Source organism: Mesorhizobium sp. M7D.F.Ca.US.005.01.1.1 (assembly GCF_003952545.1).
GTDB classification, from domain to species: domain Bacteria; phylum Pseudomonadota; class Alphaproteobacteria; order Rhizobiales; family Rhizobiaceae; genus Mesorhizobium; species Mesorhizobium loti.
The window spans coordinates 2372448-2387828 of sequence record NZ_CP034453.1 but is presented as its reverse complement, the minus strand read 5'-3'; the positions used below and the strand labels follow the sequence as shown (position 1 = coordinate 2387828).

Sequence of the window (15381 nt, the reverse complement as noted above, 5' to 3'; positions counted from 1 at the left end):
ATAGCCATGAAGCGGCTTATCGACTTAGCCAGGCAGTTCCACAACGATGAGAACGGCGCTGCCATGGTCGAATACTCGATCTTGATCGGCATCATCGCAGCAGCTTCTATCGTTGCGGTTATTGCCATCGGCGGATGGGTTGGTAGCCAGTTTACCGGCCTTTGCGCGAAGCTTAGCGGCAATGGTGTTGCCGGGAGCACTTGCTAGAGATTTATGGGCCGGAATCGAACGATTCCGGCCCAGAATTTTGCGATATGAAGGGGCTGACATTCGCCCGGTGGGCGATGGTGGGGTGGGAAGATGCGTGTCAATACACTTATCATGATCGTTCTCGCCGGCGTGTTCGGCGTGCTGGCGGTGGTGCTCGCCAACATCTGGCTGGCCAGCCAGCGCAATGCCATGGCGCGGACGGATGACGTCCCGCGCGATACGGTCGTGGTGGCAGCGGTGGCGTTGAAGTTCGGCGACACGCTGTCCGCCGACAAACTGCGTGAGGTCGCATGGCCGGCCGGCGCGGTTCCGGACGGCGCTTTCAAGACGACGGAAGAGCTCTTGACGAAAGACCTTCCGGCGGGCGGAGGCAGCAAGCAGGCGCTGCAGGCGATCGGCGTCAACGAACCTGTGCTCGCCACCAAGATCACCGGCCCCGGCCAGCGCGCCACGCTTTCGGCGGTGCTCGGCGAAGGCATGAAGGCAGTATCCATCCGGGTCAACGACGTGCTCGGCGTCGCCGGCTTCGTCTTCCCGGGCGACCGGGTCGATGTCCTGCTGACGCGAACCGAGCGCGGCGACGGCGACGACAAGAGTTTCGTCGACGTGCTGCTGCAGAGCATGAAGGTGCTTGCCGTCGACCAGGTTGCCGATGTGAGCAAGGATAGCCCGACCGTCGTCAAATCGGTGACGCTCGAGGCCAGCACCAAGGATGCGCAGAAGCTGACCCTGGCAGCCGGCGCCGGCCAATTGTCGCTGGCGCTTCGCCAGGCCGCGGCCAGCAAGGGCGAGACGACCGAACGTGTGACACTTTCCGACCTGACCGGCGAAACGCCGGCAGACGTCGCCGCCAGGCAGGCGGAACTTGATAGGAAGGCAGCCGCGGAAGCCGAGGCTGCGGCCGAGCGCAAGCGCGCAGACGACAAGATCGCCGGCCTCGCCCAGGCCGTGGAGCGAGTGGGAAGCAAGCTCGACGATCTAAGCAAGGTTAAGCCGGCTCCGGCCGTGGTGTCTGCACCCGAAGTCCGGGAAGTCGTCAAGGAAGTGGTCAAATACGTGACCCCCGAGCCGCCGGCACGGGCGACCGTCGGCGTTTTTCGGGGTGTAAAACTCGAGACATATGACGTGCCGCGACAACCATGATAAGGTGCGGCTAATAAAACGGGGCTGCCACCGGCAGCGATTGGGGAGACGGGGATGCAGGGGTCTTGGTTGAGGATGGCGGCGGCCGCCGCGTTGCCTTGTCTGGCAGCGCTGTTGCTGTCGAGCCTGGCGGCCGATGCGGCCGACCGCTTCATCGATGTATCGACCCCCAGCGTTCATCGTATCTTCCTGCCGATGTCGCAGTCGGTTACCGTCCAGGTGAGTGCCAATCTGGGTGACATCGTCGTCGGCGACGAGAAGATCGCCGATGCCCAGCCGATGACCGACCGGACGCTTTATGTCATCGGCAAGGGCGCCGGCACCACCACGGTCAATCTGTTCTCGCCTGAGAAGCGCTCGCTCGGCGCCCTCCAGATCGAGGTCGGCGTCGATGTCAGCGACATGGCGCAGGCGATCCGGCAGGTGGCGCCAAAATCGCGCATCGAAGTGGGCTCGGTCAATGGCAGGGTCAGGCTCGGCGGTCATGTCAAGGACGGCGCCACGCTGGCGGCAATCATGGAAGTTGCGCAGCAATATGGTCCCGACGCCATCATCAACTCCGTTGTCGTCGACGACAGCCAGCAGGTCAATCTGGAGGTGCGCGTGCTGGAAGCCAAGCGCAACGCCGGCCGAGATCTCGGCGTGTCGATCCGGAGCACCAACAGCAGGGGCACGACCCGGGCCGGAAGCGGCATTGCCACTGTCGACGCGGACGGAGCGGTGCTCGGCGCCGGTGACCTCGTCAGCGGCATTCTGTCAAACTCCAACCCGTTCGCGGCGCTGATCACCCGCGTCATCGACAGCAACATCAAAGTCGACTTGATCATCGAAGCACTCGAGGCCAAGGGCGTCGTGCGCACACTGGCCGAGCCCAATCTGACCACGCTTTCCGGTGAGCCGGCCAGCTTCAACGCTGGCGGCCAGGTACCGATCCGCAGCGTCAACAAGGATGGCGAGGTCCAGATCGAGTACAAGCAATTCGGCGTCAATCTTCAGTTCACGCCTATCGTACTTGACGACGGCAAGATCCATATGAGCCTTGCGCCGGAGGTCAGCGACCTGACCGGCTTCACCACGGCCGGCGATCCGATCTTCACCAACCGCAAGCTGGAAACCGTTGTCGAACTGCGCGACGGCCAGAGCTTCGCGGTCGGCGGGCTGCTGTCCAGCAAGACCACCAAGCTGCAGAACCAGGTGCCATGGCTCGGCCAGGTACCAATTATCGGGACGCTGTTCCGCAATTCGAGCAACCAGAAAGAAGAGACCGAACTGGTGGTCATCGTCACGCCGCACATCGTGCGGCCGGTGAAGCCTGGCGAACAACTGGCGACGCCGTTCGACAAGACGAGGCCGGCCAACGATCCGGAATTCTTCGTGCTTGGTCAGCTCGAAGTGAACAAAGACATGATCCGAAAGTATGAAACGGGCGACGGCGTCACCGGCCCCTATGGCCACATGCTCGACTTCAAATCGAAGGACAAGATGCTCTATGTCAAGAAATAGCGCCTTGATCCTCATTCTGTGCGCCGGTGCGCTGTCGGGCTGCGCCGCGGACTATCTGAACCATTACGATTCGGTGACCCTGGCCGCCGGCGAGACGCAGAAATTCAATTCGATGCTGCAGACGGTCGACCCGCTCAATCCGGCGTCCCGGAATACACATATCGAAGGCGACGGCGCGCGTGCTGCCGCTGTTGCCCACAGCTACAAATTTCCACCGCCACCGCCGCCACCGCCGGCGATCACGGTCAATGTCGGCGGGTCTGGTGTGACGACGTCGCAGTGAGCTGAACGGAAGGATGCGGAGGGCGCCGGGCATGCGAGGGGCCCTGGCGCAGGAAAGCAGAGAGTAGGGTCATGTTGGGGACCATTCGAGCCTTCTGGAACGATCAACGCGGCGTAGCGATGATCCTGGTGGCCATCATGCTGCCCGTGCTTATCGGCTTTTCGCTGCTGGCCATCGATATGAGCCGAGTCAATGGGCTCCATAACGATCTGCAGAAGGGTGTTGACGCGATGGCGCTTGCTGCCGCGGCGGAACTCGACGGCAATGTGGATGCGATCACCCGGGCCAACCGGGCCGTCACCACACTCGTGGCCAACAGTACGCTGTTTTCGACATCAGGTGATCACCCAATCGTCTTGGCTGACGTAACGGTCACCTATCTGACCGGGATTCCGGCGAGCGATGACATCACGCTGACTGCCGCAGGTGTCGACTCAAATGCCCAGAACTGGGCCAGCACCGATCCCAAGGTTGTCAGGTTTGCCGAAGTGACCGTGAACGCGTCAGGCGCGACGGACGGCGCGGGCGCCTTCGCGACGATTTTTCCAGCCAGCCTCGTCGGCAGCACGGAAAAGATGGACATTCGGCCACAAGCGGTGGCGGGATTCACCAACGCGTTGTGTCAGTTCACGCCGATGTTCATCTGCAATCCGTATACGAGTCTGGGCGCATTGCAGACTGCGCTGTCAGGAACCAAAAAGCCAATGATCTGGCTCAAGGAGCAGCAGGGCGGCAACACCGCGCAATACGGTCCAGGCAACTATGGTTTCCTGGCAACTCCGGAGGGCGACAAGTCGACGCAAGCACTGACGGAAATGTTTGCCGTGACCAGTCCCGCGGCCTGCTTTAGCCAGAATGGTGTCACGACCCGCCCGGGCAACATTCCTCCGGTAAACGACGGAATCAACACGCGTTTCGACCTCTATCCAAATGGCAATAGCGGCAAGCTGGATCCTGCGGATGCTCCGCCAGCCCCGAATGTCCGGAAAGGCATGGTCGCTTCGCCTGGCAAGAACTGCAGCTACAGCGCGCCTAGCAACGGACAGACCAACAATTACAAGGCATTGCCCAGGGACAATTGCTTTTACTCGGGTGGCTGCACACAGGCAGGTGTGCTTGGCGATGGTACGTGGGACTTCACGGGTTATTGGACAGTCAATCACGGCAATGCCAGCACTTCCGGCGTGCTGACGGCATGCGGCGCGAGCCCCAGCCGATACTGCGTCTACAAGTATGAGATCGATAATCCTTCTTTGAAGAGCGGACAGGAGAAGACACCGCCGCAGTGCAACACAACCACGCAAACCGCCGACCGCAGGCTTCTCTACGTAGCGATCATCGACTGCGTGGCCAACACTGTCCAAGGCGGCAGCCAGGCATTGCCGGTGCAGGCCTTCGCGAGTGTTTTCGTGACCGAGCCGGCAGGCGGATCGCCCAATGCCGACATTTATGGCGAGATGCAAGATATCAGCACTGTCGCTGGCCAAAACACGCTGAAAAAGTTGCAGCGCAACGAAGCGCAATTGTACCGGTAGCGCCATGTTCATCAAATTGAGGCAGTTCCTCCTGCGGTTCCACCATGACGAACAAGGCGCTGCCTTGGTCGAGATAGCGATCGTCACGCCACTCGTGTTGCTGCTGTCCGCGGGTGTCTTCGAGTTCTCGAACATCTTCAACACGCGTCTGCTTCTCGAAGCTGGCGTCGAGGATGCCTCTCGCTATATGGCGCGCTGCAGCAGTGACTGGGATACTTGTTCAGCGTTGGCAACAAACCTCGCAGTGAACGGGGCCGTCACGAACGGTAGCCAGAGGGTTACCGGGTGGACCGTGGATCAAGTCCACATCACCAAGGCACAATCGATCCAGGCGATCGATACCGCGACCGGTACCCAGCTCTATCTCAGCAGCACCGGCACTGTCATTGTCGTGCAGGTCAGCACCGACTATCCGTATCCTACTCTGGGCCTCTGGTCTTATCTTGGCTTTGCTAACCTCACCCTCACTGTGTTCCATCAGGAGCGTGTCTTGGGATGGTGATCTCGCACGGCACGTTCTGGAGAAACCAATCCGGCGCGACAATGGTGGAGGCGGCCATTGCGATGCCCGTGCTGCTGACTTTGCTGCTTGGTTTCGTCGACTTTGGCTATGCCTTCTACCAATGGAATGCTGGTAACAAAGCGGTGCAGGCTGGCGCCAGGCTGGCTCAGATTTCCGCTCCGATCGCCGGCGGACTTCTGCTCGAGGCAAAAACCCCCAGCGACTCACTGGATGTGGGAAAGGCGGTTCCGGCCAACATTTACAGCTATATCTGTACGGCCGATGCCGCCGGAGCTGTATCTTGCACCTGTGGAACAGGCGCCACATGCCAAAACCTCACTGTGAACCAGGCCGCTTTCGACTTCATCTTTAGCGGCAGCAGCAGCCGACCGGGAATGCTGACATTCCTGCCGACCCTTCTGAAATCCGAGGTCCAGATTCAGTATCAGGCGTCCGGCCTCGGCTACTGGACGCGCCCCAATGGGCCGGTACCAACGATCACCGTCAGCATTGAAAAACATCCCTTCCAGTTCTTCTTTCTGGCCGGTTTTCTCGGTTTCGGAACCATCACAATGCCCTCCATGCTGAGCACGGTCACGGGCGAAGACATGAAGAGCACCTTTCCATGAACGCCATCAACACCAAGGTTACGCCGACCAAGCGCAAGCAGGTGGCGCTGTTCTCGTCGGATCCGCAGTTCAAGCGCGATGTGGCGACACGGCTCGATGCGCTGGCGATCTATGATGTCCGGATTTCCGAGACGGGTGACTTCCTCAAAGGGCCGCCTGCGGATACGCGCCCGGGCATCGTCATCCTCGATCTCGGCAATGGCGAATTGCTCGGCAGGCCGGGCATCGTCGAGGCGCGCGCGCTGTGGGCGAGCGTGCCGCTTATCGCTGTTTCCGACGAGCTGACCTCAGAACAGACGCGCGTGCTGGTGCGCATGAACGCCTCGGACTGGCTGCACAAGCCGCTCGACGGCAAGGAGCTGCTCAACGCGGTGACCTTCCACGACACCGGCAACCAGGGAACGAAAAGCCGGATCATCACCTTCATCGGCGCCAGTGGCGGCGCGGGTGCGACGACGCTGGCGCTGTCGGCGGCCGAATTCCTGGCTTCGAAATCGGCTGAGCGCGCGGCTTCCACCTGTCTGGTCGATCTCGATTTCCAGAGCGCCAATTGCGGCGCCTATCTCAATTTGTTCAACCAGTTCGATCTTGCCGGCATCATCGGCCAGCCGGAACGGCTCGATGTCGAACTGATGGATGTGATCAAGCTGTCGCGTCCGTCCGGCCTCACCCTCTACGCGTTCGAGCGGCCGCAATTGCCGTTCGAGCCGCATGGCAGCGATTTCGTCTTCCGGCTTCTGGACCTCGTCGCCTACCGCTTCGACGACATCGTCATCGACCTGCCCAATCTGGAAACGCCCTGGCACAATTCCGTGCTGTCGACGAGCGACGAGATCTTCATCGTCTTCGAACTCAATGTCGCTTCGCTGCGGCAAGGCAAGCGGCTCTACAAGAAGATCCGCGAGCTGCGCGGCAATGCGGTCAACATCACGCTGGTCGCCAACAAGCACAAGCGCAAATGGTTCGGGAACCATTTTTCGCGCAGCGAGCTCGAAAAGATATTCAAGGCGCCGCACATCAAGTCGGTCGCACTGGACAACGCCCTTCTGAGCGATGCGCTGAACAGGGCCATCCCGCCTTCCGAAGTGGATGGACGGGCGCGCTTCAACAAGGATCTGAAGCGGATGTTCAAAGAGCGGCTCGATGACGCTGCCCGATAGATATCGGATCGCGAGATACCGGATCGCGGGGCGGCTGGCCGGCGCTTGCGTGCTCGGCGTGGCGCTGGCACTGAGCGTCCAGGACTTCGCCGATGCGCGATCGGCACTCGCGGATCGGCCGCCGTTGCCGGCAATGGGGCCTAGCCTGCGCAAGGCCGTTGCCTTCGCAACCGCCGAGCAACCAGGAACGATCATCATCCGCAAGGACGAGAAGGCGCTTTACCTGGTGACCCGCCAGGGCCAGGCCCTGCGCTACCAGATCAGCGTCGGGCGCGACGGGTTTGGCTGGACGGGCGTCGTCAAGGTGGGGGCGAAGACCGAATGGCCGGAGTGGCGCCCGCCACAGGAAATGCGGGCCCGCCAGCCGGAGCTGCCGAAAATGGTGCCCGCCGGTCCCTACAATCCGCTCGGCGCAAGGGCGCTCTATCTGTCTCGGGACGGGCGCGACACGCTCTACCGGATACATGGCACCAACGATCCGTCGGGTGTCGGCTTCGACGGGACGTCAGGCTGTTTTCGTCTTACCAACACGGATGTGATACTTTTCAAGCGCGTCGCGGTCGGCGCAAAGGTGGTGGTCCAATGACGACGATCAGCGAACCGGACATGCCGGCGATCGACATCGGAAACCAGGAACAGCGCGAACAGCGCGCCATCGAGAAACCCAGTAACATAAAGACGATCGGCGTCATCGTCGCCTGCGGCGCCCTTGTGATCACCGCGATCAACATGGCGGCTGCGGTCTATCTCTATCGGGGGATCAGCGACCTGCGTTTCGTCGAAGCGCGGCTGGAGCAGCTCGGAGCTTTCGAACAGCGGATCGCGGCCAGGCTCGACACAGTCAACAACGGCTTCCAGAGCCGGTTCGAGAAACTGGACAGCCAACTGCAAGGCAGCTTCAACGAGATCAATGGCAACATTGCCCGTTTGGGGCAGAATGTGCCGGTTGCCGGCGGCGAGGCCGTGTCGAGTGCGGCCGAACCGTCCGAGATCACCACCAGCACGCTGGCGCAAGCGCCCGAAGCCCTCGACGGTGAAAACACGGGCGAACCCGGCGTCATCGAAGCACCGCGTGCGCCGAGGAAGAGCACTGCATCGGCATCGCCGCCTGCCCCAAGCTCCAACTACCAGCGCATCCAGCAGCCTGACGGCAAGGTCTATTACCGCAGGATCAACAACTAAATTAGACCTGACGTGCTGGATCCGGGCAGGATGCGAGCGGTTCAGAGATCGCGCTGAAGGGCCAGGATGCGGATGGCCCGCACGGACCGATCCCGCGCTTCAGCCAGGAAAGCGATGTGGCAGTAGGCACAGGCCACGGTGCCCAGAAGCAGCACCAAACTGTTCTTCAACGTGAAATCGATAGCCAGCGAGTACGGAAGACCCCTGGGCGACGTGAACGCGGCAATCGTGCTCGCCGTTTCAGAGTGGGTGCCGACGGCGATCATCAGCCCGGCGAGAATCAAGGCGACGTGGTTGGCGAGGAACGGGAATGCCGACCTTTTGGTGTGGCACGCCATCCAGCAGACGATCGATACCGCGGCAAGGATGGCGGCGTCGACAGCCATGGAGCCGCCCAGCCAGAGATTGACCTGCTGCCAGAGCATCGTCGACAGAGGGCGCAGTTCAAGCCATATCCACCATGCGGTGGGGCTGGCTGGATAGGTTCCCAGCAAGAAGGTCGCCACACGCTCCCCTGCCAGGATCGAAAGAATGAGAAATGGGAAGGCAAAAAGCAGAAGCGGCTTGCGTTTCATGTTCCCTCGACAATCTGCAAGCAAGGATAGACTGCATAGATTGCGCGAAGCTTAACGGCTCTATGGAGATATCCTGGTGGCACGAAGTCGGATCCTGCCTGAGGGGCTACGTCCGGCCCTCCCCCGATTGCGATGGCATCTAGTCGATTCACATCGATCCGGTAAGAATCCCCTTGCGCCTCGGCCTCGTGAACCGCAAACGACACCACACCCAGGATTGGACGCTTGATGAACGACACCCCCAAAACGCTGGCACCGGACTCGCTCGGGCCAACCGTGACGATTGGAGAAATCCTGGTAGAGATCGTCGCGAGGGAGACCGGCACCGGCTTTCGGGAACCTATCGACCTCATTGGTCCCTTTCCGAGCGGCGCGCCCGCCATCTTCATCGATCAATGCGCGCGTATGGGCGGAGCGGCCGCGATGGTTGGCGTGGTCGGCGACGACGATTTCGGCTTCGTCAACATCGAGCGCCTGAAGCGAGACGGCGTAGACATTTCCGCCATCGCTGTTTCCCCGGATCATCCGACGGGCAGCGCCTTTGTTCGCTACCGCGAGGATGGAAGCCGCGATTTCGTCTACAACATCGCCAAATCCGCCGCCGCCCGGCTGGAATGGATCCCGCAGGTCGAGGCGCTGATCGCGCGTTGCGGACATATCCACGTCATGGGAACGGTGTTCGCAAGCCCCGCCGCCTGGGCGATCACCGAGCGCGCGATCCCCTTGATCAAGGCACGCGGCGGCACCATGTCGCTCGATCCGAACCTGCGCAAGGAATTGCTGGCGCACGGCCAGACCGAGGAGAAATTCGCAAGTCTGGTGGACAAAGCGGACCTGCTGCTACCCTCGGGCAACGAATTGTTCCTGGCCGCCGGCATGGATGGCGAGGAACGCGCGATCGAGGCGCTGTTCAGACGAGGGGTCCAGGAGATCGCCGTCAAGCGCGGCGAACATGGCGCGTCGGCCCGTCAACGCACCGGCGCCCGCGCCGATTGCACCGGCCTCATAGTCGAGGAAACGGACCCCACGGGCGCCGGCGACTGTTTCGGGGGAGCCTATGTCGCATGCCGACGGCTGGGCATGCCGCTGCAGACGGCGCTCGAATTCGCCAACGCGGCGGGAGCGCGCAACGTCACACGCCTCGGCCCCATGGAGGGAGCCGGCACGCGTGCCGAACTGGAAGATTTCATGGCAAGAACGGCGAGAAGAAGCTGATGCGTGTGGCGATCGAAGATTTGCCGGCCCTGTACAGGGAACGAAAGAAGATCGGGGTGACCTCGGTGTGTTCGGCACACCCGTTGGTGCTGAAAGCTGCACTGCGCCATGGCCGGGAAACCGGCACCACCGTCCTGATCGAGGCGACGTGCAACCAGGTCAATCATCTGGGCGGTTATACGGGCATGACGCCGGCCGATTTCGCGGCGATGGTGGACGCACTCGCGGCAGCCGAGCAATGCCCGAAAGAGCTGATCGTGCTTGGCGGGGATCATCTCGGCCCTAGTCCCTGGAAGGACCGGCCCGCCGAGGAGGCGATGGCACAGGCCGGGACCATGGTCGATGCTTATGTCCGCGCCGGCTTCCGCAAGATCCACCTCGATGCCTCGATGGGTTGCGCGGGTGAACCGGCGGCGCTCGACGACCACACGGTGGCCGAGCGCGCCGCCAAGCTGGCGGGCGTCGCGGAACAGGCGGCAGCGCAGAGCAGCAAGGCAAGCCCGGTCTACATCATCGGCACGGAAGTGCCACCGCCCGGCGGCGCCGATCACGCATTGGATGCGATCACCCCGACCAGTCCGGAGGCGGCTCGCCAAACATATGCCATTCACGCCAAAGCATTCCGGGCCGCCGGGCTTGAAAGCGCGTTTTCCCGCGTCATCGGGCTTGTGGTGCAGCCGGGCGTGGAGTTCGGCAACCAGAATGTGATTTTCTACGATCGGGCGAAGGCCCGTGATCTGGCGGCAACGCTGAACAGATTGCCATCGCTCGTTTTCGAAGCCCATTCGACGGATTATCAGGGCGAGAGGCCGTTGCGTGAACTCGTCGAGGACGGCTTCGCCATCCTCAAGGTCGGCCCCGAGCTGACCTTCAAACTGCGCGAGGCGCTGTACGCGCTCGACCTGATCGCTTCCGATCTGGTGCCCTTCTATGGCGAGCGGCCGCTTTACCACGCCATGGAAGAGCTGATGCACGGCGCCCCCAAGAACTGGGCAAGCCACTATCACGGCAGCGATGCTGACAAGCGGACACTGCGCCACTACTCCTATTCCGATCGCATCCGATACTATTGGGCGACCCCGCAAGCCCGTGCCGCATGCGACCGACTCTTCGATACGTTGAAGGGCCGGAAGGTGCCGGTGACGCTGTTTCTCCAGCACCTGCCTTCGGCGCTCGCTTGGGCCGACCGGGCCTGCGACGGCGAGGACATCGCGATCGATCACGTCCAGCAAAGCATCGAGGTGTACGCTCGGGCATGCGGCACCTGAACCCTGCGTCCGGCCCCCTTCAAGGTTAGAGCCGACGAGCCGGCGGGCGGCTGAACGCTTACAGCGACGGTCCCAATCGGATCGGGCTGCCGTCGCTGAAACGGGATTGACGGAACCTGTGGAGATTGTGCCCGGTCTCGTTGCCCTGGATCAAATCGGACAGGATGCGGCCCATTCCGGGTCCTATGCCGAAGCCGTGGCCACTCATCCCGGTCGCGACAACGAGGCCCGGGATCGCAGCGGCGCGATCGACGATAGGCACGACATCCGGCATCGCATCGATCATGCCGGCCCAGCTCGCCCTGATCGGCACTGTCTTGAACTGCGGGAAAAGCTCCCTGAACCCGCTGTCGATGGCGCGGAGCGCCGAGGCCTCCGGAGCGGGATTGAGGACGCGCATCCGTTCGAACGGGGTTTCCTTGTCAGCGTCCCATCTTCGCGGGGTTGACCAGGCGTCCGGATATCCGCGCGGCGCGGCCGGCAGGTAGCGTGTGCCAAAGGGATTGGCCATCAGGGCGCTGACATATTTGCCCGCATGGCGAAATGCGTCCGGCCCTATGTAGAGTTGGTTGCTGCCTCCCGATGCGAGCGTGTACCCGCCATCCTGCCTGCGCCGGAAAGCGATGCGTTCGTCCGCGGCGGCACCGGCGTGGATTTCCGCCATCGGTGCTGTCGCGGCGACGGTCGCCCTGACGCTGAGCTGCGGGATCGAGATGCCGTGCGCGCGCAGGAAGAGCGATGTCCAGGCGCCGCTGGCGACGAGGACGCTCGAGGTGGCGAGGTGGCCCCGCTCGGTCCAGACGCCGCTGATCCGGCCCGCCGAGATGTCGAGCATACGTGCCGCGCAATTCTCGATGATCGTGACGCCTTGCCGGGCGGCCAGGCGAGCGATCGCGGGCACGGCAACCCAAGGCTCGGCGCGCATGTCCGATGGGGTGGTCATGGCGCCTTTGAACGGTAGCGACATGGCCGGGATCAGGCTTGCCACCTCACCCTGGTCGAGGAGACGCGTGTCGACGCCATGAGCCTGGGCGATCTTCAGGAATTTCGCGAAACCGGCCATCTCCTTGTCGGTCCGCGCAAGATAGGTAACGCCCGTCTGCTTCAGTCCTATGTCCTCGCCGCATTCCTGCGCCAGTTGCCGCCAGAGGCGCTGCGCTTCGATCACGATCGGCAGTTCGTCGGCATCGCGGCCCTGCTGCCGGATCCAGCCCCAATTGCGCGAGGATTGCTCGGCGGCGATGCGTCCCTTTTCCAGCAGCGTCACCGAGATGTTGCGTCGCGCAAGGAACAGTGCCGTGGTCACGCCAATGACGCCGCCGCCGATGATCACGACTTCCGAGGTCTTCGGCAGCGGGTCTTGAAACTGGATTGGAATGGCTTCGGTGAAGGGGAAGATTGTCAAGGAGCACTTCCTTATTGGTATGCTACGGCGGTATATCGTGCTGTGTCGACGATCAAATCCGATGGTAGCGTTGGCTGGAATCGATACTAGAATCAAGCCTTTGACTATCCGATCTTCTCGATTCCCGCCTAGGCATGTCTCAGCAGCACCTGGAGCACCCTGGTGTGTTGTCGTATGGCCGACGCCCAGCAGCCCGCACAGCAGTTTCAGTCTTGCCTTGCCGCACGCAAAAGCATTCCAAAGAGGTCGCGCGGCTCATCAGGATCGGCAAGGAGATCCAGCTCCTCGTAAAGGCCGGTGTCGGCGAGTTGATCGCGCACGTAGCGGAGAGCAGAGAAATCCTCGGTGGCGAAGCCGACGGAATCGAACAGCGTCACCGCCTGGTTGTTGCTGCGCCCCTCGGCCGTTCCAGCCATCACCTCCCACAATTCGGCGACGGGATGATCCGGATCGAGTTGCTGGATTTCACCCTCGATGCGCGTCTGCGGCGTGTACTCGACGATAATCCGCGACCGCAGCAGGATGTCACGATGGAGTTCCGTCTTGCCCGGGCAGTCGCCGCCGACCGCGTTGATGTGGACGCCGCTGCCGACCATGTTGTCGGTGAGGATGGTCGCATACTGCTTGTCGGCGGTGACCGTGGTGATGATCTGCGCGCCCTCCACGGCGGCATGTGCCGAAGCGCAGGACGTGATGTCGAACCCCAGTCCCGCCAGATTATCCGCGCATTTGCGCGTGGCTGCCGGGTCGATGTCGTAGAGGCGCAGCTTGTTGACGCCGAGCAGCGCCTTGAAGGCGAGCGCCTGGAATTCCGACTGGGCGCCGTTGCCGATGATGGCCATGCAGTCCGCGCCCTTCGGCGCCAGGTATTTTGCGGCGACCGCCGACGTTGCCGCCGTGCGCAAGGCGGTCAGGATGGTCATCTCGGAGAGCAGCATCGGATAGCCGTTGCCGACATCGGCTAGGACGCCGAAAGCGGTGACCGTCTGGCGGCCCTCACGCATGTTCTTGGGGTGGCCGTTGACGTATTTGAAGCCGTAGAGGCGGCCGTCGCTCGTCGGCATCAGTTCGATCACCCCGTCAATGCTGTGCGAGGCGACGCGCGGCGTCTTGTCGAACAGCGCCCAGCGACGAAAGTCCTCCTCGATGTAAGCTGCGAGATCGATGAGGAAGCGCTCGACGCCGATGGCAAGCACCAGCTTCATCATGTGGTCGACGCTGACGAAGGGGACGATGTTCAGCTTGGCGTTCATCGATCAAAAGCTCCTGGTCGGCCGGTCCATGATACGGCGGCCCATCAGGCTTGCCGTCAGGTCGACCATCAGCGTGGCCGTGCGGCCGCGCTCGTCGAGAAAGGGGTTGAGTTCGACAAGGTCGAGACTGCTAACCAGGCCGCTATCCGAAAGCATCTCCATGACCAGATGGGCCTCGCGAAACGTTGCTCCACCCGGAACGGTCGTGCCGACCGCGGGAGCGATCGACGGATCGAGGAAGTCGACATCGAGACTGACATGCAGCAGGCCATTCTCGAGCGTCACCCGCTCCAGAAAGGCACCCAGAAGCGGCGCGATGCCATGTTCGTCAATGGCGCGCATATCGTGCACGGTGACGCCCGCGGCGCGCAGCGCCTGCCGCTCGGCCGGATCAACGCTGCGAATACCCAATGTGCAGATGCGGGCCGGGTCTATCCGCTCCGGCAGATCCGGAAAATAGCCGTGGAAGCCCGGCTGGCCGCTGGCGTAGGCAAGCGGCACGCCATGCAAATTGCCGCTGGCGGTGGTGTCGAGCGTGTGAAAATCGGGATGCGCGTCGAGCCACAGCACAAATAGCGGCCTGCCGGTTTGCGCCGCGCGACGGGCCAGTCCCGACAGGGTTCCAGCGGAGATGGAGTGATCTCCGCCGAGAAAGATCGGCATGGCGTCCGCGCTGGCGGCATAGGCTGCATCCGCGATGCCCGCCGTCCACGCTGAAATCTCCGGCAGCGCCTTCAGCGCCAGGTTGCCATGGGCGATCGGGCGCACCGGCGTCGGCGCGACGGTGCCAAGATCAGCAACCGCATGGCCAAGGTCCCTGAGGGCGCCGACCAGCCCCGCCGTCCGCAAGGCGCTCGGTCCCATTTCGCAGCCCATTCGGCCAGCGCCGTCCTGCACCGGCGCACCCAATATGTTGCAGTTCATGCAAGCACTCTCCCTCTATGAGGCCCAGGAGGTGTTGAACCGTATGCTGCCGGCAGAATGAATAGAGCTGATTGGCAAAACCAGCAGTAAGAGTTATCGTTTTGAGACATCAGGCTGCCATATTGGACAATTGTGGATTCTCTCGACCAGAAACTCATCACGCTCCTGCGCCACAGCGCGCGGCGGAGCATCTCCGACCTGGCAGCGGATCTTGGCGTGTCGCGCGCCACAGCACGCTCGCGAATGGAGCGGCTTGAACAGTCCGGCGAGATCATCGGCTATACGGTCATCTTGCGCGCCGAAGCGATCAGCTCGGCTGTCAGGGGCATCATGATGATCGAGATCGAAGGCCATGCCGCCGATCGGGTGATCCGCGCTCTTGGCGGCTTTGCCGAAGTCGCTACGATTCATACGACCAATGGCCGCTGGGATCTGGTGGTCGAGCTCAACACGGCAACCCTCACCGAGTTCGATGCGGTGTTGCGCCGGATTCGCCTGGTGCCCGGTATCACCGGCAGCGAGACGAGCCTGCTGCTGGCCACGCCGCGCAGCACAAAAGCCCGTCTTTAGGCACAGCTGCGTGGATTGAGGTCG

Annotated in this window: 17 protein-coding genes; 13 read left to right on the top strand and 4 right to left on the bottom strand. The window is 62.3% G+C overall.

Annotated features, from left to right (window positions below; genetic code table 11):
• Positions 1 to 6: 6 nt before the first annotated feature.
• From EJ076_RS11565 to EJ076_RS11520, 10 genes are all read left to right on the top strand, one after another.
• On the top strand, positions 7 to 207 hold the full coding sequence (locus EJ076_RS11565) for a Flp family type IVb pilin (RefSeq protein ID WP_126067907.1): 201 nt from the start codon (positions 7 to 9) through the stop codon (positions 205 to 207).
• Between the two features lie 93 nt (positions 208 to 300).
• The gene (cpaB, locus tag EJ076_RS11560) at positions 301 to 1353 is read left to right on the top strand and encodes a Flp pilus assembly protein CpaB (protein WP_126067906.1); all 1053 of its coding nucleotides are present in this window, start codon (positions 301 to 303) and stop codon (positions 1351 to 1353) included.
• 54 nt (positions 1354 to 1407) lie between these two features.
• Positions 1408 to 2856 (top strand): type II and III secretion system protein family protein, encoded by a 1449-nt coding sequence (locus EJ076_RS11555; protein WP_126067905.1) that lies wholly within the window; start codon positions 1408 to 1410, stop codon positions 2854 to 2856.
• A gap of 4 nt (positions 2857 to 2860) precedes the next feature.
• The gene (locus EJ076_RS11550) at positions 2861 to 3139 is read left to right on the top strand and encodes a hypothetical protein (protein WP_245463021.1); all 279 of its coding nucleotides are present in this window, start codon (positions 2861 to 2863) and stop codon (positions 3137 to 3139) included.
• Between the two features lie 71 nt (positions 3140 to 3210).
• A complete protein-coding gene (locus tag EJ076_RS11545; RefSeq protein WP_126067903.1) occupies positions 3211 to 4674 on the top strand; it encodes a pilus assembly protein TadG-related protein in 1464 nt (487 codons plus the stop codon).
• Positions 4675 to 4678: 4 nt separating this feature from the next.
• A complete protein-coding gene (locus EJ076_RS11540) occupies positions 4679 to 5176 on the top strand; it encodes a TadE/TadG family type IV pilus assembly protein (RefSeq protein ID WP_126067902.1) in 498 nt (165 codons plus the stop codon).
• Positions 5170 to 5805 (top strand): TadE/TadG family type IV pilus assembly protein, encoded by a 636-nt coding sequence (locus tag EJ076_RS11535; protein ID WP_126067901.1) that lies wholly within the window; start codon positions 5170 to 5172, stop codon positions 5803 to 5805. Before EJ076_RS11540 ends, EJ076_RS11535 begins: the two co-directional genes overlap by 7 nt.
• On the top strand, positions 5802 to 6965 hold the full coding sequence (locus EJ076_RS11530; RefSeq protein WP_109670119.1) for an AAA family ATPase: 1164 nt from the start codon (positions 5802 to 5804) through the stop codon (positions 6963 to 6965). The genes EJ076_RS11535 and EJ076_RS11530 overlap by 4 nt, the downstream gene beginning before the upstream one ends.
• Positions 6949 to 7551: a L,D-transpeptidase gene (locus EJ076_RS11525; protein ID WP_126067900.1), complete on the top strand. Its 603-nt coding sequence runs from the start codon at positions 6949 to 6951 to the stop codon at positions 7549 to 7551. Before EJ076_RS11530 ends, EJ076_RS11525 begins: the two co-directional genes overlap by 17 nt.
• A complete protein-coding gene (locus tag EJ076_RS11520; RefSeq protein ID WP_126067899.1) occupies positions 7548 to 8147 on the top strand; it encodes a hypothetical protein in 600 nt (199 codons plus the stop codon). The genes EJ076_RS11525 and EJ076_RS11520 overlap by 4 nt, the downstream gene beginning before the upstream one ends.
• 41 nt (positions 8148 to 8188) lie before the next feature.
• On the opposite strand, the gene EJ076_RS11515 is transcribed toward EJ076_RS11520, so the two are convergent.
• The gene (locus EJ076_RS11515; protein ID WP_109670125.1) at positions 8189 to 8722 is read right to left on the bottom strand and encodes a hypothetical protein; all 534 of its coding nucleotides are present in this window, start codon (positions 8720 to 8722) and stop codon (positions 8189 to 8191) included.
• A 228-nt stretch (positions 8723 to 8950) separates the two neighbouring features.
• Here EJ076_RS11515 and EJ076_RS11510 point away from each other — a divergent pair, with 228 nt between their 5' ends.
• The gene (locus tag EJ076_RS11510; protein WP_126067898.1) at positions 8951 to 9937 is read left to right on the top strand and encodes a sugar kinase; all 987 of its coding nucleotides are present in this window, start codon (positions 8951 to 8953) and stop codon (positions 9935 to 9937) included.
• A complete protein-coding gene (locus EJ076_RS11505; RefSeq protein ID WP_126067897.1) occupies positions 9937 to 11205 on the top strand; it encodes a D-tagatose-bisphosphate aldolase, class II, non-catalytic subunit in 1269 nt (422 codons plus the stop codon). The genes EJ076_RS11510 and EJ076_RS11505 overlap by 1 nt, the downstream gene beginning before the upstream one ends.
• A gap of 58 nt (positions 11206 to 11263) precedes the next feature.
• Here the strand turns inward: EJ076_RS11505 and EJ076_RS11500 are convergent, their stop codons facing one another.
• From EJ076_RS11500 to rocF, 3 genes are all read right to left on the bottom strand, one after another.
• The gene (locus EJ076_RS11500) at positions 11264 to 12610 is read right to left on the bottom strand and encodes an FAD-binding oxidoreductase (protein ID WP_126067896.1); all 1347 of its coding nucleotides are present in this window, start codon (positions 12608 to 12610) and stop codon (positions 11264 to 11266) included.
• Positions 12611 to 12816: 206 nt separating this feature from the next.
• Positions 12817 to 13863 (bottom strand): ornithine cyclodeaminase, encoded by a 1047-nt coding sequence (locus EJ076_RS11495; RefSeq protein ID WP_109670135.1) that lies wholly within the window; start codon positions 13861 to 13863, stop codon positions 12817 to 12819.
• 3 nt (positions 13864 to 13866) lie between these two features.
• Positions 13867 to 14787, bottom strand: coding sequence for an arginase (rocF, locus tag EJ076_RS11490; RefSeq protein ID WP_126067895.1), 921 nt, complete (start codon positions 14785 to 14787; stop codon positions 13867 to 13869).
• Between the two features lie 132 nt (positions 14788 to 14919).
• Between rocF and EJ076_RS11485 the strand changes: the two genes are divergently transcribed.
• Positions 14920 to 15357: an Lrp/AsnC family transcriptional regulator gene (locus EJ076_RS11485; RefSeq protein WP_109670139.1), complete on the top strand. Its 438-nt coding sequence runs from the start codon at positions 14920 to 14922 to the stop codon at positions 15355 to 15357.
• Positions 15358 to 15381: the final 24 nt, after the last annotated feature.

Excerpts from the sequence above, each read along its gene's own strand:
- EJ076_RS11545 (WP_126067903.1), top strand. The coding sequence starts at position 3,211 with ATGTTGGGGACCATTCGAGCCTTCTGGAACGATCAACGCGGCGTAGCG.
- EJ076_RS11530 (WP_109670119.1), top strand. The coding sequence starts at position 5,802 with ATGAACGCCATCAACACCAAGGTTACGCCGACCAAGCGCAAGCAGGTG.
- cpaB (WP_126067906.1), top strand. The coding sequence starts at position 301 with ATGCGTGTCAATACACTTATCATGATCGTTCTCGCCGGCGTGTTCGGC.
- EJ076_RS11510 (WP_126067898.1), top strand. The coding sequence starts at position 8,951 with ATGAACGACACCCCCAAAACGCTGGCACCGGACTCGCTCGGGCCAACC.
- EJ076_RS11495 (WP_109670135.1), bottom strand. The coding sequence starts at position 13,863 with ATGAACGCCAAGCTGAACATCGTCCCCTTCGTCAGCGTCGACCACATG.
- EJ076_RS11525 (WP_126067900.1), top strand. The coding sequence starts at position 6,949 with ATGACGCTGCCCGATAGATATCGGATCGCGAGATACCGGATCGCGGGG.
- EJ076_RS11535 (WP_126067901.1), top strand. The coding sequence starts at position 5,170 with ATGGTGATCTCGCACGGCACGTTCTGGAGAAACCAATCCGGCGCGACA.
- EJ076_RS11555 (WP_126067905.1), top strand. The coding sequence starts at position 1,408 with ATGCAGGGGTCTTGGTTGAGGATGGCGGCGGCCGCCGCGTTGCCTTGT.
- EJ076_RS11515 (WP_109670125.1), bottom strand. The coding sequence starts at position 8,722 with ATGAAACGCAAGCCGCTTCTGCTTTTTGCCTTCCCATTTCTCATTCTT.
- EJ076_RS11505 (WP_126067897.1), top strand. The coding sequence starts at position 9,937 with ATGCGTGTGGCGATCGAAGATTTGCCGGCCCTGTACAGGGAACGAAAG.
- rocF (WP_126067895.1), bottom strand. The coding sequence starts at position 14,787 with ATGAACTGCAACATATTGGGTGCGCCGGTGCAGGACGGCGCTGGCCGA.
- EJ076_RS11540 (WP_126067902.1), top strand. The coding sequence starts at position 4,679 with ATGTTCATCAAATTGAGGCAGTTCCTCCTGCGGTTCCACCATGACGAA.
- EJ076_RS11565 (WP_126067907.1), top strand. The coding sequence starts at position 7 with ATGAAGCGGCTTATCGACTTAGCCAGGCAGTTCCACAACGATGAGAAC.
- EJ076_RS11520 (WP_126067899.1), top strand. The coding sequence starts at position 7,548 with ATGACGACGATCAGCGAACCGGACATGCCGGCGATCGACATCGGAAAC.